At 69.6% G+C, this 19154-nt stretch carries 18 protein-coding genes and 2 tRNA genes; 7 read left to right on the forward strand and 13 right to left on the reverse strand.

Translation table 11 applies throughout. From position 1 onward, the window contains the following. Positions 1-2 precede the first annotated feature (2 nt). The 4 genes from cydX to AC06E6_RS04315 all read left to right on the forward strand — a co-directional run bounded on the left by cydX (position 3) and on the right by AC06E6_RS04315 (position 1859). Positions 3-113, forward strand: coding sequence for a cytochrome bd-I oxidase subunit CydX (gene cydX / locus AC06E6_RS04300; RefSeq protein ID WP_104938631.1), 111 nt, complete (start codon positions 3-5; stop codon positions 111-113). A 60-nt stretch (positions 114-173) separates the two neighbouring features. Then, positions 174-250, forward strand: a tRNA-Pro gene (locus AC06E6_RS04305). A 163-nt stretch (positions 251-413) separates the two neighbouring features. Beyond that, positions 414-490, forward strand: a tRNA-Pro gene (locus tag AC06E6_RS04310). A 154-nt stretch (positions 491-644) separates the two neighbouring features. Then, positions 645-1859 (forward strand): CynX/NimT family MFS transporter, encoded by a 1215-nt coding sequence (locus AC06E6_RS04315; RefSeq protein ID WP_478060408.1) that lies wholly within the window; start codon positions 645-647, stop codon positions 1857-1859. A 90-nt stretch (positions 1860-1949) separates the two neighbouring features. On the opposite strand, the gene AC06E6_RS04320 is transcribed toward AC06E6_RS04315, so the two are convergent. The 12 genes from AC06E6_RS04320 to AC06E6_RS04375 all read right to left on the reverse strand — a co-directional run bounded on the left by AC06E6_RS04320 (position 1950) and on the right by AC06E6_RS04375 (position 14279). Further along, positions 1950-3197, reverse strand: a complete 1248-nt coding sequence (locus tag AC06E6_RS04320; protein ID WP_478060409.1) for a glutamate-5-semialdehyde dehydrogenase — start codon at positions 3195-3197, stop codon at positions 1950-1952. Positions 3198-3258: 61 nt separating this feature from the next. Further along, positions 3259-4410, reverse strand: coding sequence for a glutamate 5-kinase (gene proB, locus AC06E6_RS04325; RefSeq protein WP_240212650.1), 1152 nt, complete (start codon positions 4408-4410; stop codon positions 3259-3261). A gap of 4 nt (positions 4411-4414) precedes the next feature. Beyond that, entirely contained in the window at positions 4415-4684 is a 270-nt protein-coding gene (locus AC06E6_RS04330) for a YciI family protein (protein WP_240212649.1), read from the reverse strand. 620 nt (positions 4685-5304) lie between these two features. Beyond that, positions 5305-6603 carry an argininosuccinate lyase gene (argH, locus tag AC06E6_RS04335; RefSeq protein ID WP_240212648.1) on the reverse strand — a complete coding sequence of 433 codons (1299 nt, stop codon included), beginning with the start codon at positions 6601-6603 and terminating at the stop codon, positions 5305-5307. 31 nt (positions 6604-6634) lie between these two features. Then, on the reverse strand, positions 6635-7588 hold the full coding sequence (gene argC, locus AC06E6_RS04340; RefSeq protein WP_161614786.1) for an N-acetyl-gamma-glutamyl-phosphate reductase: 954 nt from the start codon (positions 7586-7588) through the stop codon (positions 6635-6637). Continuing rightward, positions 7585-8196, reverse strand: coding sequence for a GNAT family N-acetyltransferase (locus AC06E6_RS04345; protein ID WP_478060410.1), 612 nt, complete (start codon positions 8194-8196; stop codon positions 7585-7587). The genes argC and AC06E6_RS04345 overlap by 4 nt, the downstream gene beginning before the upstream one ends. Before the next feature lie 4 nt (positions 8197-8200). After that, on the reverse strand, positions 8201-9517 hold the full coding sequence (locus tag AC06E6_RS04350; protein ID WP_240212646.1) for an acetylglutamate kinase: 1317 nt from the start codon (positions 9515-9517) through the stop codon (positions 8201-8203). Between the two features lie 40 nt (positions 9518-9557). After that, positions 9558-10655: an acetylornithine deacetylase gene (locus tag AC06E6_RS04355; protein ID WP_240212645.1), complete on the reverse strand. Its 1098-nt coding sequence runs from the start codon at positions 10653-10655 to the stop codon at positions 9558-9560. A 42-nt stretch (positions 10656-10697) separates the two neighbouring features. Next, entirely contained in the window at positions 10698-11117 is a 420-nt protein-coding gene (locus AC06E6_RS04360) for a GNAT family N-acetyltransferase (protein WP_240212644.1), read from the reverse strand. 10 nt (positions 11118-11127) lie between these two features. Beyond that, the gene (locus AC06E6_RS04365) at positions 11128-12336 is read right to left on the reverse strand and encodes an argininosuccinate synthase (RefSeq protein ID WP_161614783.1); all 1209 of its coding nucleotides are present in this window, start codon (positions 12334-12336) and stop codon (positions 11128-11130) included. A gap of 70 nt (positions 12337-12406) precedes the next feature. Next, positions 12407-13414 carry an N-acetylornithine carbamoyltransferase gene (locus tag AC06E6_RS04370; protein ID WP_161614782.1) on the reverse strand — a complete coding sequence of 336 codons (1008 nt, stop codon included), beginning with the start codon at positions 13412-13414 and terminating at the stop codon, positions 12407-12409. A gap of 307 nt (positions 13415-13721) precedes the next feature. Then, positions 13722-14279, reverse strand: coding sequence for a hypothetical protein (locus AC06E6_RS04375; protein WP_240212643.1), 558 nt, complete (start codon positions 14277-14279; stop codon positions 13722-13724). Positions 14280-14449: 170 nt separating this feature from the next. Here AC06E6_RS04375 and cysS point away from each other — a divergent pair, with 170 nt between their 5' ends. From cysS to AC06E6_RS04390, 3 genes are all read left to right on the forward strand, one after another. Beyond that, positions 14450-15817 carry a cysteine--tRNA ligase gene (cysS, locus tag AC06E6_RS04380; RefSeq protein ID WP_240212642.1) on the forward strand — a complete coding sequence of 456 codons (1368 nt, stop codon included), beginning with the start codon at positions 14450-14452 and terminating at the stop codon, positions 15815-15817. Between the two features lie 121 nt (positions 15818-15938). Next, on the forward strand, positions 15939-16379 hold the full coding sequence (locus AC06E6_RS04385) for a SufE family protein (RefSeq protein ID WP_240212641.1): 441 nt from the start codon (positions 15939-15941) through the stop codon (positions 16377-16379). After that, positions 16376-17620: an MFS transporter gene (locus AC06E6_RS04390; protein ID WP_478060411.1), complete on the forward strand. Its 1245-nt coding sequence runs from the start codon at positions 16376-16378 to the stop codon at positions 17618-17620. Before AC06E6_RS04385 ends, AC06E6_RS04390 begins: the two co-directional genes overlap by 4 nt. A gap of 148 nt (positions 17621-17768) precedes the next feature. On the opposite strand, the gene dksA is transcribed toward AC06E6_RS04390, so the two are convergent. After that, complete coding sequence (gene dksA / locus AC06E6_RS04395) at positions 17769-18920, reverse strand: RNA polymerase-binding protein DksA (RefSeq protein WP_240212640.1); 1152 nt, start codon at positions 18918-18920, stop codon at positions 17769-17771. Positions 18921-19154 lie beyond the last annotated feature (234 nt).

Genomic DNA, 19154 nt, shown 5'->3' on the forward strand with positions numbered 1-19154 from the left:
CCATGTGGTATTTCGCCTGGATTCTCGGCGTCGGCCTGGCCTCCACCGCCGCCATCCTCAACGGCATGTGGTTCGAAGCCCGCGAACAGCGCAGGATCGAAGAAAAGCGATAGCAAAACACGCCCGCGGTATTGCAAGAATGCGTGCCGGGGAGTATCTTTCCGCCTCCTTCGCGGGGTGTAGCTCAGTCTGGTAGAGCGCTACGTTCGGGACGTAGAGGTCGCAGGTTCGAATCCTGTCTCCCCGACCAAAGGTCGAAACACGCAAGCCCGGCCGACGGCAACGTCGGCCGGGCTTTTTCGTGGGCCAAGCACCGCCGCCGGGCACGGTGCCGGACGCCTGGCGACAGCCCCGCGGCGGCAATGAAAACAGTTGCACGCACCCTGCCTCGCCGCTATCATAGGCGGCTCCTTCGGGGTGTAGCTCAGTCTGGTAGAGCGCTACGTTCGGGACGTAGAGGTCGCAGGTTCGAATCCTGTCTCCCCGACCAGTTCGACAGAAGCCGGCCTTGTGCCGGCTTTCGTCTTTTCGCCCTTGCGAACCCGCCGCGCCATCGCGCGGCGACGCCGGGAATCACTCCCGGCGGTTCCTTTCGTCATTCCGCGGACCGCGCGGTCGCGTCCTGTCCGCGCCGGAGCCACGCAATGTCCAATCCCGCGTCCACGGCACCACGGCCTTCGCTGCTGAAGGGCCGCCTGCTCGCCTTCGCCGCCATCATCCTGGTGGCGGCCAACCTGCGCAGCGCGGTCACTTCGCTGACGCCACTGCTGGACCGCCTGGGCCACCTGTTCGATTTCGGCAGCACCATGACCGGGGTGCTCGGCATGATGCCCACGGCCGCGTTCGCCGCGTTCGCCCTGGGCACGCCGCGCCTGATCCGCCGGATCGGACTGGAACGCACCGCGGTACTGACCATGCTGCTGGCCACCGCCGGCCTGCTGCTGCGCGCCAGCGCCGGCGGCGTCGGCATGTTGCTGGCCGGCTCGGCGGTGGCACTGGCCGGCATGGGCATCGGCAACGTGGTGGTGCCGCCGCTGGTCAAGCGTTACTTCGCCGACCGCGTCGGCACCTTGAGCACGCTCTACATCACCGTGCTGCAGGCCGGCACGATGGTCCCCGCACTGCTCGCGGTGCCGGTGGCCGACCGTTTCGACTGGCGCGTCTCGCTGGGCATGTGGTCGCTGCTGTCGCTGGCCGCGCTGTTGCCCTGGGTGTTGCTGGCGCGGCGCACGCCGCGGCCCCGGCACAGCGCGGACGCCGCCGTGGCGCACGCGCCGGGACGGGTGTGGAAGACCCCGCTGGGCTGGGGCATGGCGCTGATGTTCGGCATGACGTCGCTGGGTACCTATTCGCTGTTCACCTGGCTGCCCAAGGTGATGGTCGAGGCCGGCGCGAGCGAGGCCTTTGGCGGGGTCATGGTCGCGCTGTATTCGGCCATCGGCCTGCTGCCGTCGCTGCTGGTGCCGGCGCTGGCGGTGCGCATGCGCAATCCGTTCCCGATCGCGATGCTGGTGGTCGGCCTCAATGCCGTCGCCTTCGCCGGCCTGCTGTGGGCGCCAATGCAGGCGCCGTGGCTGTGGGTGGTGATCGCCGGGCTGGGCCCGTCGACGTTCCCACTGGGGCTGACCCTGATCAACCTGCGCACGCGCACCCCCGCCGGCTCGGCCGCGTTGTCGGGCTTCATGCAGGGCGTGGGCTACAGCCTGGCCTGCCTCGGGCCACTGCTGTTCGGCTGGCTGCATGGCCTCAGCGGCGGCTGGGCCGGGTCGTTCGCCTTCCTGATGCTGTGTTCACTGGTGCTGCTGGTCGCGGCATGGTTCGCGTGCAAGCCACAGCAGCTCGAGGACCATTGGAGCTAGGAACCGGTTGGGGGAACAGGGAACGAGAGGACGCAGAAGCAGGGACGGACCCTGCCTCGTTCCTGGCTGCGCCTCACGGGTTCCTGGCTTTCATCCCCTGACCTGGCCGTCGCCACGCACCACGAAACGCTCCACGGTAAGTGCCTCCAGGCCCATCGGGCCGTAGGCGTGCAGGCGTGTGGTGGAGATGCCGATTTCCGCGCCCAGCCCCAGTTCGCCGCCGTCGGAGAAGCGCGACGAAGCGTTGACCATCACCACCGCCGAGCGCAGGGCGTGCACGAAGGCGTCGGCGTGGGCCGGGTCGCCGGTGGCGATGACTTCGGTGTGGTCGGAAGTATGCCGGCGGACATGGGCGATCGCCGCATCCAGCGAATCGACCACCCGTATCGCCAGGATCAGGTCCAGGTACTCGGCCGCGTAGTCGGCCTCGTCCGCCGGCGCCACGCCGGCGACCAGCGCGCGGGTGGCGGCATCGCCGCGCAGTTCGACCCCGCGTGCGCGCAGCGCGTCGGCCGCCAGCGGCAGGAAGCGCGGCGCGATGTCGGCATGCACCAGCAGGGTCTCCAGCGAATTGCACGCCGCCGGACGCGATACCTTGCCGTCGACCAGCAGGCCCAGCGCCAGTTGCAGGTCGGCGCTGTCGTCCACGTACAGGTGGCACACGCCCTTGTAGTGCTTGATCACCGGTACCCGCGCATGTTCGGCGACGAAGCGGATCAGGCCCTCGCCACCGCGCGGGATCGCCAGGTCGACGATGTCGTTGAGCTGCAGCAGTTCCAACATGGTCTCGCGGCGCAGGTCCTCCACCAGGGTCAGCGCGGCATCGGGTACCCCGGCCCCGCGCAGCGCACGCTTGAGCGCGGCGGCGATCGCGGTATTGGAATGGATCGCCTCCGAGCCGCCGCGCAGGATCACGCCGTTGCCGGCCTTGATGCACAGCGCCGCGGCGTCGGCGGTCACGTTCGGGCGCGCCTCGTAGATCATCGCGATCACCCCCAGCGGCACGCGCACCCTCTGCACGCGGATGCCGTTGGGCCGCGTGTCGTCGCGGGTCACCTGGCCGACCGGATCCGGCAGCGCGGCAACCTCGCGCAGGGCGTTGGCCACGCCGGCCAGGCGCTGCCGGTCCAGGGCGAGCCGGTCGAGCATCGCCGTGCCCACGCCCTTGTCGCGCGCGGCCTGCAGGTCGCGCGCATTGGCGGCGAGGATGGCGCCGGCATCGGCATCGAGCGCATCGGCCATCGACGCCAGCAGTGCGCGCCGTGCATCGCTGGAAAGGCGCGCCAGCACCTGCGAGGCGTCGCGGCACTGCTCGGCGAGGGTCTTGATGTCGGTCATGCGTACTGCTCCCGGGAGGATGCGGACCGGTGCCGGCTGCCGCGGGCGTAGGCCGGCGCGGTCATGGCAGCAGCACCAGGTCGTCGCGGTGGATCACGTTGTCGCCATAGGTGTAGCCGAGGATGGCCTCGATCTCGCGGGTGTGGCGGCGGCCGATGCGGCGCAGGTCCAGTGCCGAGTACTGGCTGATGCCACGCGCCACGCAGGACGCACCGCCCTCGCCGTCCACCCGTACTTCGATCATGTCGCCGCGGCGGAACTCGCCCAGCGCATCGACCACGCCGCCGGGCAGCAGCGAGGCGCCGTTCTCGCGCAGCGCACGCGCCGCACCCGCGTCGACCAGGATCGCCCCCGGCTCGACCGGCGCATGCCGCAGCCAGTACTTGCGCGCGGCGATACGCGAGCGCCCCGCGTGCAGCCGGGTGCCGCGCAGCCGGCCCTGCGCGAGGCCGCGTACCACCTCGCCACTGCGGCCGTTGAACAGGAGGGTATCGATGCCGGCGGCGCCGGCCTTGGCCGCGGCCTGCAGCTTGGTCAACATGCCGCCGGTGCCGACCGCGCTGCCGCTGCCGCCGGCCATCGCCATCACCGCGGCGTTCAGTTCGACGACCTCGTCGATTGGCTGCGCCTGCGGGTCGCGGCGCGGATCGGCGGTGTACAGCCCGTCGATATCGGTGGCGATGAACAGCGCGTCGGCATCGACCAGCGCGGCGACGATGGCCGCCAGGTTGTCGTTGTCGCCCAGCTTCAGCTCGTCCACCGAAACGGTGTCGTTCTCGTTGACCACCGGCAACGCGCCCAGCGCCAGCAGCTCGTTGAGGGTGGCGCGCGCGTTGAGGTAGCGGCGGCGGTTGCGCAGGTCGTCGTGGGTGAGCAGCACCTGCGCCACCGGGCGCTCGAAGAAGCGTTGCCACAGCGCGATCAGCTGCGCCTGGCCGAGCGCGGCAAGCGCCTGCCGCGCGGCCATGGTCGCGCCGGCCTCGGCCACCTTCGGCACGATCGCGCGGCCGGCGGCGACCGCGCCCGAGGAGACGATGACCACCTCGCGGCCGGCCACCAGGTTGGCCGAGACGAACTGCGCCAGCCCCAGCGCGAAGCGCGGGGTCAGGCCGCCGCCATCGGCGGCCAGCAGACTGCTGCCGACCTTGAGCACCGCGCGCCGCCACGGCGGCAGCGGCTGCTCGGCGAACGGCGAAGGCGCGGTGTCGTTCATGGGCTCAACGCGTGTTCCATTCATGGACGGTCAGGTCCGAGCAGTCCTGCAGGACCAGCGGATCGGTGGCGACGATGGCACGTGCCTGCGCCAGGTCGTCGACGTTGCACAACACGTAGGCGCCGCCACTGCCGTCGCCGAAGCCGCCGGTCAGGTGCAGCCGCCCCTGCGCGCGCAGCGCATCGAGGAACGCCCTGTGCGGTTCGATCACGCCCGCGTCGAACGTCGGCTTGCGCAGGGCCATCACCAGGTACAGCTTCACGTTGTTCTCCATGACACGAAGTCCCGTCGCGGATGTTGCACTGCCGCGCGGCAGATGTGGGGGATGCTTTCGTTTCCAACCAACCGGCAATCGCATGTGGATGCGGGTCTGCCCCGCATGCGGCCTTTCCGGCCAAACCCCGTGCCGGGCGAGCCCGGCACCTACGCGGCAACGTAGATGCGGGGCTTGCCCCGCATGCAGCCTTCCCGGCGATGCCCCGTGCCGGGCAAGCCCAGCACCTGCGCGGCACCTGTAGATGCGGGGCTTGCCCCGCATGCGGCTCTCCCGGCCAAACCCCGTGCCGGGCGAGCCCGGCACCTGCGCGGCACCTGTAGATGCGGGGCTTGCCCCGCATGCAGCCTTCCCGGCAAAACCGCGTGCCAGGCAAGCCCGGCACCTGCGCGGCAACGTAGATGCGGGGCTTGCCCCGCATGCGGCCTTCCCGGCGATGCCCCGTGCCGGGCAAGCCCGGCACCTACGCGGCACCTGTAGATGCGGGGCTTGCCCCGCATGCGGACCTCCCGGCCAAACCCCGTGCCGGGCGAGCCCGGCACCTGCGCGGCACCTGTAGATGCGGGGCTTGCCCCGCATGCGGACCTCCGGCCAGGCCCCGTGCCGGGCGAGCCCGGCACCTACGGTTGCAATGCCGCCCAGCGCGCCTGCAGTTCGTCCAGCCGCAGGTCGGCGGCCGCGCCCGGCGACACCCGCGCGGCAAGGCTGCCTTCGGGCGTGCGCCCCTGCCCGGCCGTGTCCGCCGCCGCGGCCGCGGCCTTGTAGGCGTCACGGAACGGTACGCCGGCCAGTGCCGCCTCGACCGCCACGTCGGTGGCATACATGCCCGAATCGATGGCGGCGCGGATGTTGTCGTCGCGCCAGTCCAGGTTGGACAACAGTGCCGGCAGCAGCTCCAGCGCCGACAGCCCGCGGCCGAAGCCATGGAAAATCGCGCCCTTGGACGCCTGCAGGTCGCGGTGGTAGCCCGACGGCAGCGACAGCAGCTGCTCGATCTCGGTACGCGCGGCGGCGACGCTGGCGTGGGTGGCGCGCATCAGCTCGATCACGTCCGGGTTGCGCTTGTTGGGCATGATCGAACTGCCGGTGGTGTACTGCGCCGGCAGCGCCACGAAGGCGAACTCGCCGGTGGTGAACAGCGACAGGTCCCAGGCGATGCGGCGCAGGTCCAGGGTCGCCCCGCCCAGCGCCTCCAGCGCGGCCAGCTCGAACTTGCCGCGCGACAGCTGCGCGTAGATCGGGCTGACCTGCATGCGCGCGAACCCAAGGGCACGCGTGGTGTGCTCGCGGTCCAGCGGCAGGTTGACGCCGTAACCGGCCGCCGTGCCCAGCGGATTGCAGTCGAGCAACCGGCGCGTATCGGCGGCGCGCACCGCGTTGTCGATGAAGGCCTCGGCCCAGCCCGCCCACCACATGCCGGCCGAGGACACCACGGCGCGCTGGATGTGGGTGTAACCGGGCAGCGGCTGCTGCTGTTCGGCGACGGCGCGGTCCAGCGCCACTTTCGCCACCTCGCGGCTGATCTCCGCCACCCGTGCCAGCTTTTCCTTGAGCCACAGCCGGGTGGCGACCAGGATCTGGTCGTTGCGGCTGCGGCCGGTGTGGATCTTGCGCCCGGCATCGCCCAGGCGCTCAGTCAGGCGCGCCTCGATCGCCGAGTGGCAATCCTCGTACTGCTCATCCAGCACGAACGCACCGCTGCGGAAATCCTCGGCCAGCGTGGCCAGTTCGCGCTTGAGCGCGGCCAGCTCGTCGGCCGACAGGATGCCGATGTGCTGCAGGCCTTCGGCATGCGCGGTGCTTGCCTGGATGTCGTGCAGGAAGAACTCGCGGTCCAGGATCACGTCGTCGCCGGCAAGGAAGGCCTGGATCTTCGCGTCCACCGCGACGCCGGGTTTCTGCCACAACAGGTTGGTCATCGGAAATCTCTCGGAATGGGCGTGGGATGGGTCAATGCGGGATCGCGGCCAGCTCGGGCAGGCCCAACGCCAGGTTGAGGTTCTGCAGCGCCTGCGTCGCCGCGCCCTTGAGCAGGTTGTCCAGGGTCGCCACCACCACCACGCGCTTGTTGCCCGGGGCCAGGGTGAAGCCGCCGATCTGCACGCCATGGCGGCCGGCGATGCGGCTGACCCATGGCGCGTCGTCCACCACCTCCACCAGCGGCTCGCCGGCATAACGCTGCCGGTAAAGCGCCATCACCTGTTCGCGCGTGAGCGGCTGCTGCAGCCACAGGTTGACGGTCATGGTGATGCCGCGGAAGTGCGGGGCGACGTGCGGCATGAACTCCACCGGCACGCCGAGCCGGGTGGAGACCTCGCGCTCGTGCACGTGGTTGGTCAGCGCGTACGGCATCAGGTTGTCGCGCAGCAGCTCGGTGTTGTTCTTGTCCGAGGGCGTGGTACCGGCACCGGAATACCCCGACACACCGAAACAGGCCGGCGGCCCGGCCAGCTGCGACAGCAGCGGCGTGATCGCCAGCTGCATGGCGGTGGCGTAGCAGCCCGGGTTGCTGATGCGCTTCTGCCCGGCGTACGTATCGCGGGTCAGCTCCGGCAGGCCGTAATACCAGGCATTGTCGAAGCGGTAGTCGGCCGAGAGATCCACGATCACCGTCTCCGGCCGGGCGGCATCCAGCGCGGCCACGAAGGGCCCGGCCTTGCCATTGGGCAGGGCCAGGATCACCGCATCGGCGCCCTTGGCGGCCACCGCCTGCGGGTCGAGGCTCTCGTAGCGCAGTTCGCCGCGGTAGCCGTCGTTGTGGTCGGCCACGCGCTGGCCGTCCAGCTCGCGCGAGGAAACGAAGGCCAGTTCGATCCGCGGGTGCGCGGCGATCAGCCGGATCAGCTCGGCGCCGGTATGGCCGCGGGCACCGACGATGCCCAGCGAGAATTTGCTGTCGGTCATGAATGCGAATCCAGTAGGGACCGCAGATGGCGGCGTACCGCCGGCCATTCGCTGTCGAGGATGGAGAACACCACGGTGTCGCGCGGCGTGCCGTCGGCGTGGCGCTGGTGGTTGCGCAGCACGCCGTCCTGCCTCGCGCCGAGCCGGGCAATGGCGGTACGCGAGGCATGGTTGAACCAGCTGGTCTCGAAGCCGACGCCGATGCAGCCCAGCGCCTCGAAGGCATGCCGCAGCAACAGCAGCTTGGCTTCGGTGTTCACGCCGGTGCGCTGCACCCGGGGGTGGTACCAGGTGTAGCCGATGTTCAGCCGCGGCACCCCGGCGTCCAGCGCGTAACAACGGGTGCAGCCGACCACTTCGCCGCGGCTGTCGCGGACCGCGAACGGCAGCGCCTCGCCCCGTGCCTGCGCGTCCAGCGCCGCCGCGACGTAGTGCTCCACCGCCTCCGGCGCCGGCACGTTGGCGTACCACAGGCGCGACAGCTCACCCCCGCCCAGCGCCTGCCGCAGCGCGGGCACGTGTTCAATGCGCAGCGGTTCCAGCGCGACATGCGCGCCGCGCAGCTCCGGCACGCTGTTCCAGCAGGCGTTGGCCGTGGCCCCGGTCATGGCGTCATCCCTGCAGGCTGGCCTTGCGCCGGCCGCAGTGCTCGACGAAGCCGCGGATGCGGTCGAAGTCGCTGGCGCCGAACCAGAACACCTTCCAGTGGTCGAGCTTGTAGCAGCCGTCGGACTCGGCGTAGTAGAAGTGGTTGACCGGGTTGCCGTTGCGCGAGCGCCAGAACAGCTGCGGGGTTTCCTCCAGCATCACGTTCCATACCGCGCGACCCAGGCCTTCGCCCTGCGCGTCATCGAGCACGGCGAACTTGTCCAGGTACACGCCCTCGGCCTCGTCGGTGAGGATCACCGCGGTACGGTAGTTCTCGCTGACATAGGCGCGCAGCAGCCGGGTCTTCTCGAAATAGTCGGGTACCAGCCTGCGGCCGAAGCTGGACTCGATCAGCGCCTTCAGCCGCGCGGTGTCCAGCTGCTCCCAGGACGTGGCCTTGAGCACCTTCTCGCCGCGCCGGACCAGGGTGCCGGAGCCTTTGTGGGTGAAAAGTTCCTTGGCCAGGTCGGCCGGGCGCGTGATCGAGACCGAGGATTCCTCCGGCAGCCTGTCCAGCAGGTCCTTGATCTGCTCGATCTTGACCTTCATGCCACCGTGCAGCCACGGCTGCTGGATCAGGTGCTCGTACTCGGTGGACAGGTTGATCGAATCGATCAGCCTGCCCTCGGCATCGAGCAGGCCGCCGGTGCCGGTGAGGAAGATGATCTTGTACGGCTGCAGCTCCTGCACCAGTTCGTTGGCGGCGAAGTCGGCGTTGACGTTGAGGATCTGCCCGCTCGGGGTCTCGCCCAGCGAGGTGATGACCGGGATCGAGCCGGCGCGCAGGCTGGCCTCGATCGGCGCCAGGTTGACCCGCTTCACCTCGCCGACCAGCCCATAGGTATCGCGGTCCAGGTACTCGGCCTCGAACACGCCGCCGGTGATGGAGGTGGCGCGGGCGCCGTTCTGCTGCAGTGCCTCGACCAGCTGCAGGTTGGACTGCTGGAACACCTTGCGCACGATCGCCAGCGCTTCGGGGGTGGTCACGCGCAGGCCGTTGACGGTGTGCTTCTCGATGCCGGCGGCCGCCAGCTCGGCATCGAGCTGCGGGCCGGCGCCGTGCAGCACGATCGGGGTCAGCCCGACTTCCTGCAGGAACGACAGCGAGGACGTCAGCGCCTCCAGGTCGTCGCGCAGCACCGCGCCGCCGACCTTGACCACGGCGAAGCGCTTGGCGTCCAGCTGCGAGAAGCGCTTGAGGTACTGGCTGATCTCCTTCGCGCTGGCCATGCTCGAGAGCAGGCGCACGATGGTCTGGCGGGTCTGGCGGTGGGGTTGCATGGTGGGCAGTTCGTCTGTCTTGGGGGGTGGAACGCGGCGATCAGGCGCCGCGCTGCAGAATGGCGAGGACCGAACCGGCGTAGCGCTGCAGCTGCTCCAGCGTCACGAACTCGTCGGCGGTGTGGGCCTGGGCGATGTCGCCGGGGCCGTAGACCATCGTGGTGTAGCCGGCGGCCGAGAACAGCGAGGCCTCGGTCCAGAAATCGACCGCGTTGCCGATCGGCAGGCCCAGCTCCTCGGCGATGTCGCGCGCGGCCAGGCGGCGTTCCTCGGCGCGGGCGATGTCGCCGGACGGCAGGCTCGGACCGCGGAAGGTCTCCTCGAAGTGCGCGGCCGCCGGCTCGGCGAAAGCGGCGAAGGTGGCCAGCAGCTGGTCGATATCCATCGACGGCAGCGGGCGGAAGCCGAAGCGCAGCTCGGCCTCGGGCGCGATCATGTTGGCCTTGATGCCGCCTTCGACGCGGCCGATGTTGAAGCGCAGCCCGGTCAGCCCGCCGAAGCGGGCATGCGCCAGCGACTGCACATGGTCCAGCGCGCGGCCGCCCCAGCGCATGGCCTGGTGCAGCGCGCTGGCCGCGGCGTCCTGCTGGCCGGAGGCATGGCCGGCGCGGCCGCTGAACTTCATCAGCACCGAACTGATGCCACGGTGCGCCAGCACCGCCTCGCCCAGGGTCGGCTCGGCCACCAGCACCGCCTCATACGGGATGCCACGGGCCAGGAAGGCCGCGATGCAGCGCGGGTCGTTGGCTTCCTCGTCCGAGGAGAACAGGAAGGCCGCATCGCCGTCGCTGAGGTTGGCGGCCGCCACCAGCGCGGCCGCGGCGCCCTTGATGTCGCATACGCCGAGGCCGACCACGCGGTCGTCCAGGCGCCGCATCACGTGCGGATCGGCACTCCAGTGTGGCGAATCCGGCACCGTGTCCAGGTGCACGTTGAACAGGTATCTGGGCGTGCCACGCACCGCGTACAGGCTGACCGCGCCCGCGCCGTGGTCGGTCACCTCCACCTGGAACCCGGGCAGGTTCGCGCGCAGGTAATCGAAAATGCCGCCGGTGGTGATCGCGCGCGGCGGGTTGCGGGTGTCGAAGGACACCAGCTTTTCCAGGTGCGCCAGGGTGTTGTCGAGCAGGTCGGTCATCGGAATGGAAGTAGAGGTGGGAGCCGGTGGTATGCCCACCGGTCAGGTGGCGGCGCTGACGATTTCCATCAGCCGTTCGGGCCGGGCCGGCGCGACGAAGCCGTAGCGCGCGTACAGGCCATGCGCGTCGAGCGTGGCCAGCATGAAGCGGCGCAGTCCCTGCAGCTGCGGATGGGCCACGACCGCGTCCATCAGCTGCACGGCATGCCCGCGCCCGCGATGCGCCGGCAGGACGAACACGTCGGCCAGGTAGGCGAACGTGGCCGCGTCGGTGATGACCCACGCGAACGCCACCTGCCCGGCACCATCAAGGTAGCCGCCGAAGCACAGCGAGCCGGCGATCGCACGCTCCACCGTTTCCCTCGCAACGCCGGGGCTCCAGTAGGCCCCGGTCGAGAGGAAGCGGTGGATCAGGGGAACGTCGAGTTCCCCCTTGTCGGTGCTGATGCGCAGCCCACCCATGCCGTCGCGCTCAGCCGTGGTTGACCTGTGCGTACAGCGTGGAGCTCATGCCGAACAGCTTGATGAAACCCTCGGCCTCCTCCACGCCCCAGTCGGCCGACTGCGCGTACGTCGCGCCCTTGGCGTTGAGGATGTGCGGCGAGCGCACCGCCACCGCATCGACGCGGGCGCCACGGGTCTCCAGCACCACTTCGCCGTTGACCTTGCCCTGCGAGGACCGCAGGAACGCCTCCAGGTCGGTCTTCAGCGGGTCGTGGTAGAAGCCTTCGTAGACCAGCTCCACCCACTTGCGCGCCACGTCCGGCTTGAAGCGGTTCTGCTGCTTGGTCAGCACCGCGTCTTCCAGCGCGCGGTGCGCGGCCAGCAGCGCGGTCAGGCCCGGCGCCTCGAACACGATCCGACCCTTCAGCCCGATCACGGTGTCGCCGGTGTACACGCCGCGACCGACGCCGTACGGGGCGAACAGCTTGTTGAGCCTGGCCAGGATCTGCTCGCCCGGCAGCGCCTTGCCGTCCAGTTCCACCGCTTCGCCATGGACGAACTTCAGGGTCACGGTCAGCGGCTCGATCGGCCACGCGCTGCGCGGCGCGCACCAGCCGCGCGCGCCCTCGCCCGGCGCCTCCCACTTGTCGATCTCGCCGCCGGACATGGTCACGCCCAGCAGATTCTCGTTGATGGTGTAGGCCTTCTGCTTGGCACGCACGCCGAAGCCACGCTCTTCCAGGTAGGCCTGCTCGTAGGCACGGGTTTGGGTGTGCTCCTTCTGGATCTCGCGGATCGGGGCGAGGATGCGGTAATCGCCCTGCGCCTTGACCGCCAGGTCGAAGCGCACCTGGTCGTTGCCCATGCCGGTGCAGCCGTGGGCGATGGCGTTGGTGCCCAGCTCGGCGGCGCGCGCGAGGGCGGCATCGACGATCAGGTAACGGTCGGACACCAGCAGCGGGTACTGGCCCTGGTAGCCCTCGCCGGCCCACACGAACGGCTTGACGAAGCCTGCCCAGATCGCCGGGCCACCATCGACGGTGACGTGGCTGGCCACGCCCAGTTCGGCGGCGCGCTTCTCGATCGTCTCGCGCTCTTCGGCGTCCACGCCGCCGGTGTCGGCGAACACGGTGTGCACGTTCCAGCCGCGCTCCTTCAGGTAGGGCACGCAGAAGCTGGTGTCCAGGCCGCCGGAGAAGGCCAGGACGATGTCGCGGGATTCGTTGGGAGTAGTCATGTGCGGATCTCGTGGGGCGGCGCGTGGGCCGCCGTTGTTGAATCGGGGGAAGGGAAAGCGGCGGGACGGATCAGCGGACCAGCGCGGCCATGATCGCCTTCTGCACATGCAGGCGGTTCTCGGCCTCGTCGATGGCGATGCACTGCGGCGAATCCATCACCGCGTCGGTGGCCTTGACGTTGCGGCGCAGCGGCAGGCAATGGCTGAACACGCCGTTGTTGGTGAGCGCCATCTTGGCCTCGTCGACGATGAAGTGCTTGTACTGGTCGCGGATGGGCTTTTCCGGCGCCCAGTTGCCGAAGTACGGCAGTGCGCCCCAGCTCTTGGCATAGACCACGTCGGCACCGCGGTAGGCGCTTTCGATGTCATGGCTGACGCGCAGCGAGCCGCCGCTCTCGGCCACGTTCTGCGCGGCCCAGCCCATGTAACGCTCGTCGAGGATGTATTGCTCGTTGGGGCACAGCAGGGTCACGTCCATGCCCAGGCGGGTGGCAATGGTCAACGCCGAGTTCGCTACCGCGGTGTTCAGCGGCTTGGGATGGTAGGTCCAGGTCAGCACGTACTTCTTGCCGCGCAGGTCACTGGTGCCGAAGTGCTCCTGCAGCGCCAGCGCATGCGCCAGTTCCTGGCAGGGATGGGTGATGGTCTCCATGTTGATGACCGGCACCGGCGAGTACTTCGCGAACGCCTTGAGCACGATGTCCTGGCGGTCGTACTGCCAGTCCACGAACTTCGGGAAGGCGCGCACGCCGATGAGGTCGACGTAGCGCCCCAGCACCTTCGCCACTTCGGCGATGTGCTCTTCGGTGTCGCCATCCATCACCGTGCCCAGGTCGAACTCGATCGGCCACGCGTCCTTGCCCGGCTGCAGCACGATGGCATGGCCGCCGAGCTGGAACGCGCCCAGCTCGAAGCTGGTGCGGGTACGCATGGACGGATTGAAGAACACCAGCGCGATGGACCTGCCCTTCAGGTCGTCGCCCAGCTTGTTGCGCTTGAACAGGGCCGCCTGGGTCAGCAGCGCGTCGAGTTCGGCGCGGCTCCAGTCCTGGGTGTTCAAGAAGTGCTTCACAGACATCGATCCATCCTTTGCTGGTGCGGGGGACCACCGTTGCCGGCGGCAGGATGCGCGGACGCGCGGCTCATTGCAGTTGAAACTTTCGTGGAGCAGAAACGAAAAAACCCAGCCGGGGGCTGGGTTTTCCGAACAGACAGCACAAGGCTCCGGTTTACCCAGCGAATATGTGGGGTTCCGGTCGGCGGGCACGCGAGGTCATGCCGGAGGCCATCCGGGCGGTGCTGGTTTCGTGCTGGAAGCTGTTCGCCTTCATCGTCGCGCATGGTCGCACGCGTTCCGGCACCACGCAAGTGCCGCGATGCAACAATCAGGGATTCGCCGGCCCCTGCTCCAGGCCCTCGCCCAGCTCGGGGGTGATCGACACCCGCAGCTTCAGGCGGTTGCCCGGATCCTCGGGCAGGCGCGAGCGGAACTTGACGCCCTTGTAGACGTAATCCACGTCATAGGCGATGGGCCGGCGGAACTCGCGGCCGACCTCGATGATCCGGCACTCGGGGGTGAGCAGCGCGCCATTGTTGCCGGCGCCCACGGCACGCACCTCCCTCTCGGCCTCGTCCTCGCCGTCCTGGTGGCTGAAAATGCCCTTGACCGAATCCCAGAAACGACGGAACCCGCCCTTCTGCTCCTCGCCCTTGACCTCCACCGGCGCCAGCGTCAGCGTGGACACCGGCTCGCAGTGTTCCTCGGTGCGGGTCGCACGCAGGGTCTGGAACACCGGCTCGACGTTCAATACCTGCGCATAGTCGTAGCGCACGTTTTCGACTATCACCACGCGATTGCGCAGGTCGGTGTTCTGGGCCGCGGCCGGCATGGCGGACGCGGCCAGCAGGCAGGCCATGGACAGCGACACGGGAGCGCGCTTCATCGACACGTCAACGGGGATGGATGAGGGATGACCACCGATATAGTGTAGGCGCGGCAGGGGATGGAGGCTGAACATTACCCGTCCATCGCGCCGCTGCCCAGCCCGGGCGTGCCCGCCCGGCCCCGGCCCGCTAGAATTGCCGGCTCTGTTTTCGCTCCCACGGCACGCCCATGGCCCTGCACCTGTACAACACCCTGACCCGGCAGCTGGAGCGGTTCGCCCCGCTGGACCCGGCCGCCCCGACCATGTACGTGTGCGGCCCGACCGTCTACAACTACGTGCACATCGGCAACGCCCGCGGCCCGGTGGTGTTCGGGGTGCTCGCGGCCCTGCTGCGGCGCCGTTTCGGCGGCCTGCGCTACGCCCGCAACATCACCGACGTCGACGACAAGATCAACGCCGCGGCGCGCGACCAGGGCGTGCAGATCGCGGCCATCACCGACCGCTTCGCCGCCGCCTACCGCGAGGACATGGCCGCCCTGGGCGTGGCGCCGCCGGACATCGAGCCGGAAGCCACCGCCCACATCCCGCAGATCATCGCCATGATCGAGCGGCTGATCGAAGCCGGGCACGCCTATGCCGCCGAGGGCCACGTGCTGTTCGCGGTCGCCACCTTCGACGGCTACGGCAGACTGTCGCGGCGCGACCCGGACGAAATGCTGGCCGGCGCCCGCGTCGAAGTGGCCCCGTACAAGCGCGACGCCGGCGACTTCGTGCTGTGGAAGCCGTCCAGCGACGACCTGCCCGGCTGGGAATCGCCATGGGGCCGCGGCCGCCCGGGCTGGCACATCGAATGTTCGGCGATGGCCGCCGCCCACCTGGGCGACACCATCGACATCCACGCCGGCGGCGTGGACCTGCAGTTCCCGCACCACGAAAACGAGATCGCGCAGAGCGAATGCGCCCACGGCGGCCGCACCTTCGCCCGCTTCTGGCTGCACAACGGCATGCTCAACTTCGGCGGCGCCAAGATGAGCAAGTCGCTGGGCAACATCGAGCGGGTGCACGACCTGGTGCGCCAGCATCCGCCCGAGGCGCTGCGCTATGCGCTGCTGTCGGCTCACTACCGGCAGCCGCTGGACTGGTCCGACGCGCTGATCGAGCAGTCCGTGCGCACCCTGGACCGGCTGTACGGCACCCTGCGCGACCTGGCCGATGTCGACGCCACCGCCGTGATTCCGGCCGCAGTCGAGGCGGCGCTGGACGACGATCTCAACACGCCGCTGGCACTGGCCGAGGTGGCGCGCATCGCCAGCGAGGCACGCAAGGCGGAAGGCGTGGTCGAGAAGGCGCGCCTGAAGGGCGAACTGCTCGGCGCCGGGCTGGCGCTGGGGCTGCTGCAGCAGGCGCCAGCGGCATGGTTCGGGCGTGGCGCGGACGCCGGCGACGATGCCCGCATCCAGGCCCTGATCGACGCACGCATCGCCGCCAAGCAGGCGCGCGATTTCGCCCGCGCCGATGCCATCCGCGACCAGCTGGCCGCCGAGAACATCGTCCTGGAGGACACGCCGCAGGGCGTGCGCTGGAAACGTGGCTGAGCCATTGCCGTGAGCCGTGGCCGGGACAGGCGCGCACCGCCCCCTGCCCTGGCCCGCGTCCTTCTTCCCCCTCGTCCTCCCCTTCCTCCCGCCGTGGAAAGGGCCCATGGCAGGAACCCTGATGACCGACTCCCCCTTCCCGCTCGAAGCCACCGCCGCCGAAGCCCAGGCCGCGATCGCCGACGAATTCTCCTTCTTCGCTGACTGGTCCGAGCGCTACCAGTACCTGATCGACCTCGGCCGCAAGCTGCCCCCCTTCCCGGAGGCGTGGAAGACCGAGGAACACCGGCTGCACGGCTGCCAGTCGATGGTGTGGATCGTGCCCGAAGGCAACGCCGACCGGCTGGTGTTCCACGCGGTCAGCGACTCGGCCATCGTTTCCGGGTTGATCTATCTGGCGCTGCGCGTCTACTCCGGCCGCCCGGCGGCCGAGATCCTGGCCACCGAGCCGGACTACGTGGCCGCCATCGGCCTGGCCCGGCACCTGTCGCCGACCCGCAGCAACGGGCTGGCGGCGATGCTCTCCTTCATCCGCGACACCGCGCGGTCGCAAGCGCAGTGACCACCGGCAGTTCCGATGCCGGCCTGGGCGCGCTGCTGCGCCAGGCCGGCTTCGTGCACCTGCTGGCCTATCGCATCACCGCGATGCTGTCCTACCAGATCGTCGCGGTCACGGTGGGCTGGCATATCTACGAGATCACCCGCAACCCGTTCTCGCTGGGCCTGGTCGGGCTGGCCGAAGTGCTGCCCTATTTCTGCGTGGCGCCGTTCGCCGGCTACCTGGTGGACCATCTGCCACGGCGCCGCCTGGGCATGGTGGCCAGTCTCGGGCTGGTGGCCACCGCGGCCATCCTCTGCGCGGTCGCGCTGGGCGCAGTGCCATTCCAGGGCACGTGGCCGATCTACCTGGCCATCGCCCTGACCGGCATGGTCCGCGCCTTCCTGTCGCCGGTCTACAACGCGCTGTTCGCGCGCGTCCTGGCGCGCGATCAGTACGCGCGTGGCGCCGGCTTCGGCAGCGTGGTGTTCCAGGCCGGCATGGTGCTCGGCCCGGCGCTGGGCGGCGTGCTGGTCGGCTGGGGCGGCAAAGGGCTGGCCTACGCCGTGGCCGCGGCAATGGCAGTGCTGGCCGTGGCCGCATTGTCCCTGCTGCGGGCGCAGGAAGCGCCGCCGCCGGCCACCCGCGCGCCGATCTTCGCCAGCATCGCCGAAGGCGCACGCTTCGTGCTGTCCACCCCGGTGATGCTCGGCGCGATGGCGCTGGACATGTTCTCGGTGCTGCTGGGCGGCGTGGTGGCGATGCTGCCGGCCTTCATCCAGGAAATCCTGCACTACGGGCCGGAAGGGCTCGGCATCCTGCGCGCGGCGCCGGCGCTGGGCTCGGTCTGCGTGGGCCTGTGGCTGGCCCGGCATCCGCTGCACCGCAACGCCGGCCGCGTGCTGCTGTACGCGGTGGCCGGCTTCGGCCTGTGCGTGATCGGCTTCGGCCTGTCGCGCAGCTTCTGGCTGTCGGCGGCGATCCTGCTGTTCTACGGTGCGTTCGACGGCGTGTCGGTGGTGGTACGCTCGACCATCCTGCAGCTGGCCACGCCGGATGAGATGCGCGGGCGGGTATCGTCGATCAACGGCATCTTCATCAGTTCGTCCAATGAACTGGGCGCGTTCTACGCCGGCACCATGGCGCGGCTGCTGGGACTGGTGCCGGCGGTGGTGGTGGGTGGCTGCGCGGTGTTGGGCGTTGCGGGCCTCACCGCCTGGAAGAACCCGACGCTGCGGCGGTTGAACCTGCGCGACCTGCAATAGCCCGGGGCGGCGACGTGAGCACGCGCGACTGCCGCGCGCCGCTGCGGTGTACGCGCCGGCAACCGCCCACCTGCGGCGCGCGCGGACAGGGCAAACAAAAAGCCCCGCACGCGGCGGGGCTTTTGGTTGACGGCGGGGGGACCGGGAATCAGTCGCCCTGCTGCTTCTGCATGTGCTCCCAGCGCTCCTGGGCATCGATGGTGCGCTCGGCGGTGAGACGTGCTTCCAAGCGCTCCAGGCCGATTTCCTCGCCGGTGTCCACGCAGTAACCGTAGTCGCCCGACTCCAGCCGCTTGAGCGTGCTGTCGATCTTGCCGATCAGCTTGCGGTAGCGGTCGCGGGTACGCAGTTCCAGCGAATTCTCGGTCTCGCGGGTGGCCCGTTCGGCCTCGTCGCCGATGTCGCGTACTTCCTCGCGCAGGTTCTCGATGGTCTGCTTGGATTCCTCCACCAGGTCGGCGCGCCAGTCCTGCAGGCGCTGGCGGAAGTACTCCTGCTGCAGCGGGCTCATGTATTCCTCGTCCGCCGAGGGCTTGTAGCCTGCCGGCAGGATCGGGCGGCCGGTCGCCTCGTCGGTCTTGTACTCGACCACTTTGTGCTTGCTGCGCGGGGCCGGGGCGGCCGAGCGTGCGGTGACGGCAACGGCGACCTTGCCGACCGGACGGACGGCGGCGGGTGCGGCGGATTTGACGGCGGTCTTTGCGGGGGATTTCGAAACAGGCACGGGATTCTTGGATTGCGGGGCCTTGGCTGCCGGAGCCGGTGCCTTGGCCACCGGCGCGGGGGCCGGGGCGGGTACCGTCTTGGCGACTGCGGCCGGGACAGGCTTGGCCGGCACCGGCTTGGCAGCCGGCTTCGGTACGGACTTCACGATGGGTTTGCTGAGCGGGGACTTGGAGGCCTTGGCCGCGGTCTTGGCGGGGGTCTTGCCGGGCACCGGCTTGGCGGGCTGGGGGGCCTTGGCCAACGGGGCTGCCGCCTTCCTGGCCGGAGCCTTGCTGGCAGCCACCTTCTTCGCCGGGGCCTTGCTGGCGGCCACCTTCTTGCTGGCGGCCACCTTCTTGGCGGGGGCTTTCTTGACCACGGCCTTTTTGACCGCGACCTTCTTGGCGGGCGCTGCCTGCTTGGCCGGGGCCTTCTTGGCCACCACCTTCTTGGCAGGCGCCTTCTTCGCAGCCGGCTTGGCGGTCTTGGCGGCCGGTTTCTTGACTACCGGCTTGGACGCCGCCTTCTTGACTGCAGGTTTGGCGGTTTTCTTGGCGACCTTGACGGCCTTTTTTGCAGGTTTTTTAGCAGCCACGAAACGCTCTTCCTTGTTTCCCCCGGGGCCCGGGAAAGCGGGCCTTTATAGCCTACCCGACCAGCAGCGGCAACCGCGCCGACCGCCCCGACATGAACGGATGCCCGAGCCGCCCGGGAGCGCCACCGGCGGCATCGCCGGACCCTCCCGCACGGTTCGGAACGTGACCGGGCACGAGCGGCGTACCCGGTGGGCGCCAGGTGCTGGAGCCTGCCTGCCACCTGTCCGGCATCG

This window comes from Stenotrophomonas sp. Steno-Z10-HUANG, assembly GCF_056393075.1.

Excerpts from the sequence above, each read along its gene's own strand:
- AC06E6_RS04355 (WP_240212645.1), bottom strand. The coding sequence starts at position 10,655 with ATGACCGACCTGCTCGACAACACCCTGGCGCACCTGGAAAAGCTGGTG.
- AC06E6_RS04330 (WP_240212649.1), bottom strand. The coding sequence starts at position 4,684 with ATGGAGAACAACGTGAAGCTGTACCTGGTGATGGCCCTGCGCAAGCCG.
- proB (WP_240212650.1), bottom strand. The coding sequence starts at position 4,410 with ATGAACGACACCGCGCCTTCGCCGTTCGCCGAGCAGCCGCTGCCGCCG.
- AC06E6_RS04350 (WP_240212646.1), bottom strand. The coding sequence starts at position 9,517 with ATGCAACCCCACCGCCAGACCCGCCAGACCATCGTGCGCCTGCTCTCG.
- AC06E6_RS04360 (WP_240212644.1), bottom strand. The coding sequence starts at position 11,117 with ATGGGTGGGCTGCGCATCAGCACCGACAAGGGGGAACTCGACGTTCCC.
- AC06E6_RS04315 (WP_478060408.1), top strand. The coding sequence starts at position 645 with ATGTCCAATCCCGCGTCCACGGCACCACGGCCTTCGCTGCTGAAGGGC.
- AC06E6_RS04385 (WP_240212641.1), top strand. The coding sequence starts at position 15,939 with ATGACCGACTCCCCCTTCCCGCTCGAAGCCACCGCCGCCGAAGCCCAG.
- cydX (WP_104938631.1), top strand. The coding sequence starts at position 3 with ATGTGGTATTTCGCCTGGATTCTCGGCGTCGGCCTGGCCTCCACCGCC.
- AC06E6_RS04375 (WP_240212643.1), bottom strand. The coding sequence starts at position 14,279 with ATGAAGCGCGCTCCCGTGTCGCTGTCCATGGCCTGCCTGCTGGCCGCG.
- AC06E6_RS04345 (WP_478060410.1), bottom strand. The coding sequence starts at position 8,196 with ATGACCGGGGCCACGGCCAACGCCTGCTGGAACAGCGTGCCGGAGCTG.
- argC (WP_161614786.1), bottom strand. The coding sequence starts at position 7,588 with ATGACCGACAGCAAATTCTCGCTGGGCATCGTCGGTGCCCGCGGCCAT.
- cysS (WP_240212642.1), top strand. The coding sequence starts at position 14,450 with ATGGCCCTGCACCTGTACAACACCCTGACCCGGCAGCTGGAGCGGTTC.
- AC06E6_RS04320 (WP_478060409.1), bottom strand. The coding sequence starts at position 3,197 with ATGACCGACATCAAGACCCTCGCCGAGCAGTGCCGCGACGCCTCGCAG.
- AC06E6_RS04365 (WP_161614783.1), bottom strand. The coding sequence starts at position 12,336 with ATGACTACTCCCAACGAATCCCGCGACATCGTCCTGGCCTTCTCCGGC.
- argH (WP_240212648.1), bottom strand. The coding sequence starts at position 6,603 with ATGACCAACCTGTTGTGGCAGAAACCCGGCGTCGCGGTGGACGCGAAG.
- AC06E6_RS04370 (WP_161614782.1), bottom strand. The coding sequence starts at position 13,414 with ATGTCTGTGAAGCACTTCTTGAACACCCAGGACTGGAGCCGCGCCGAA.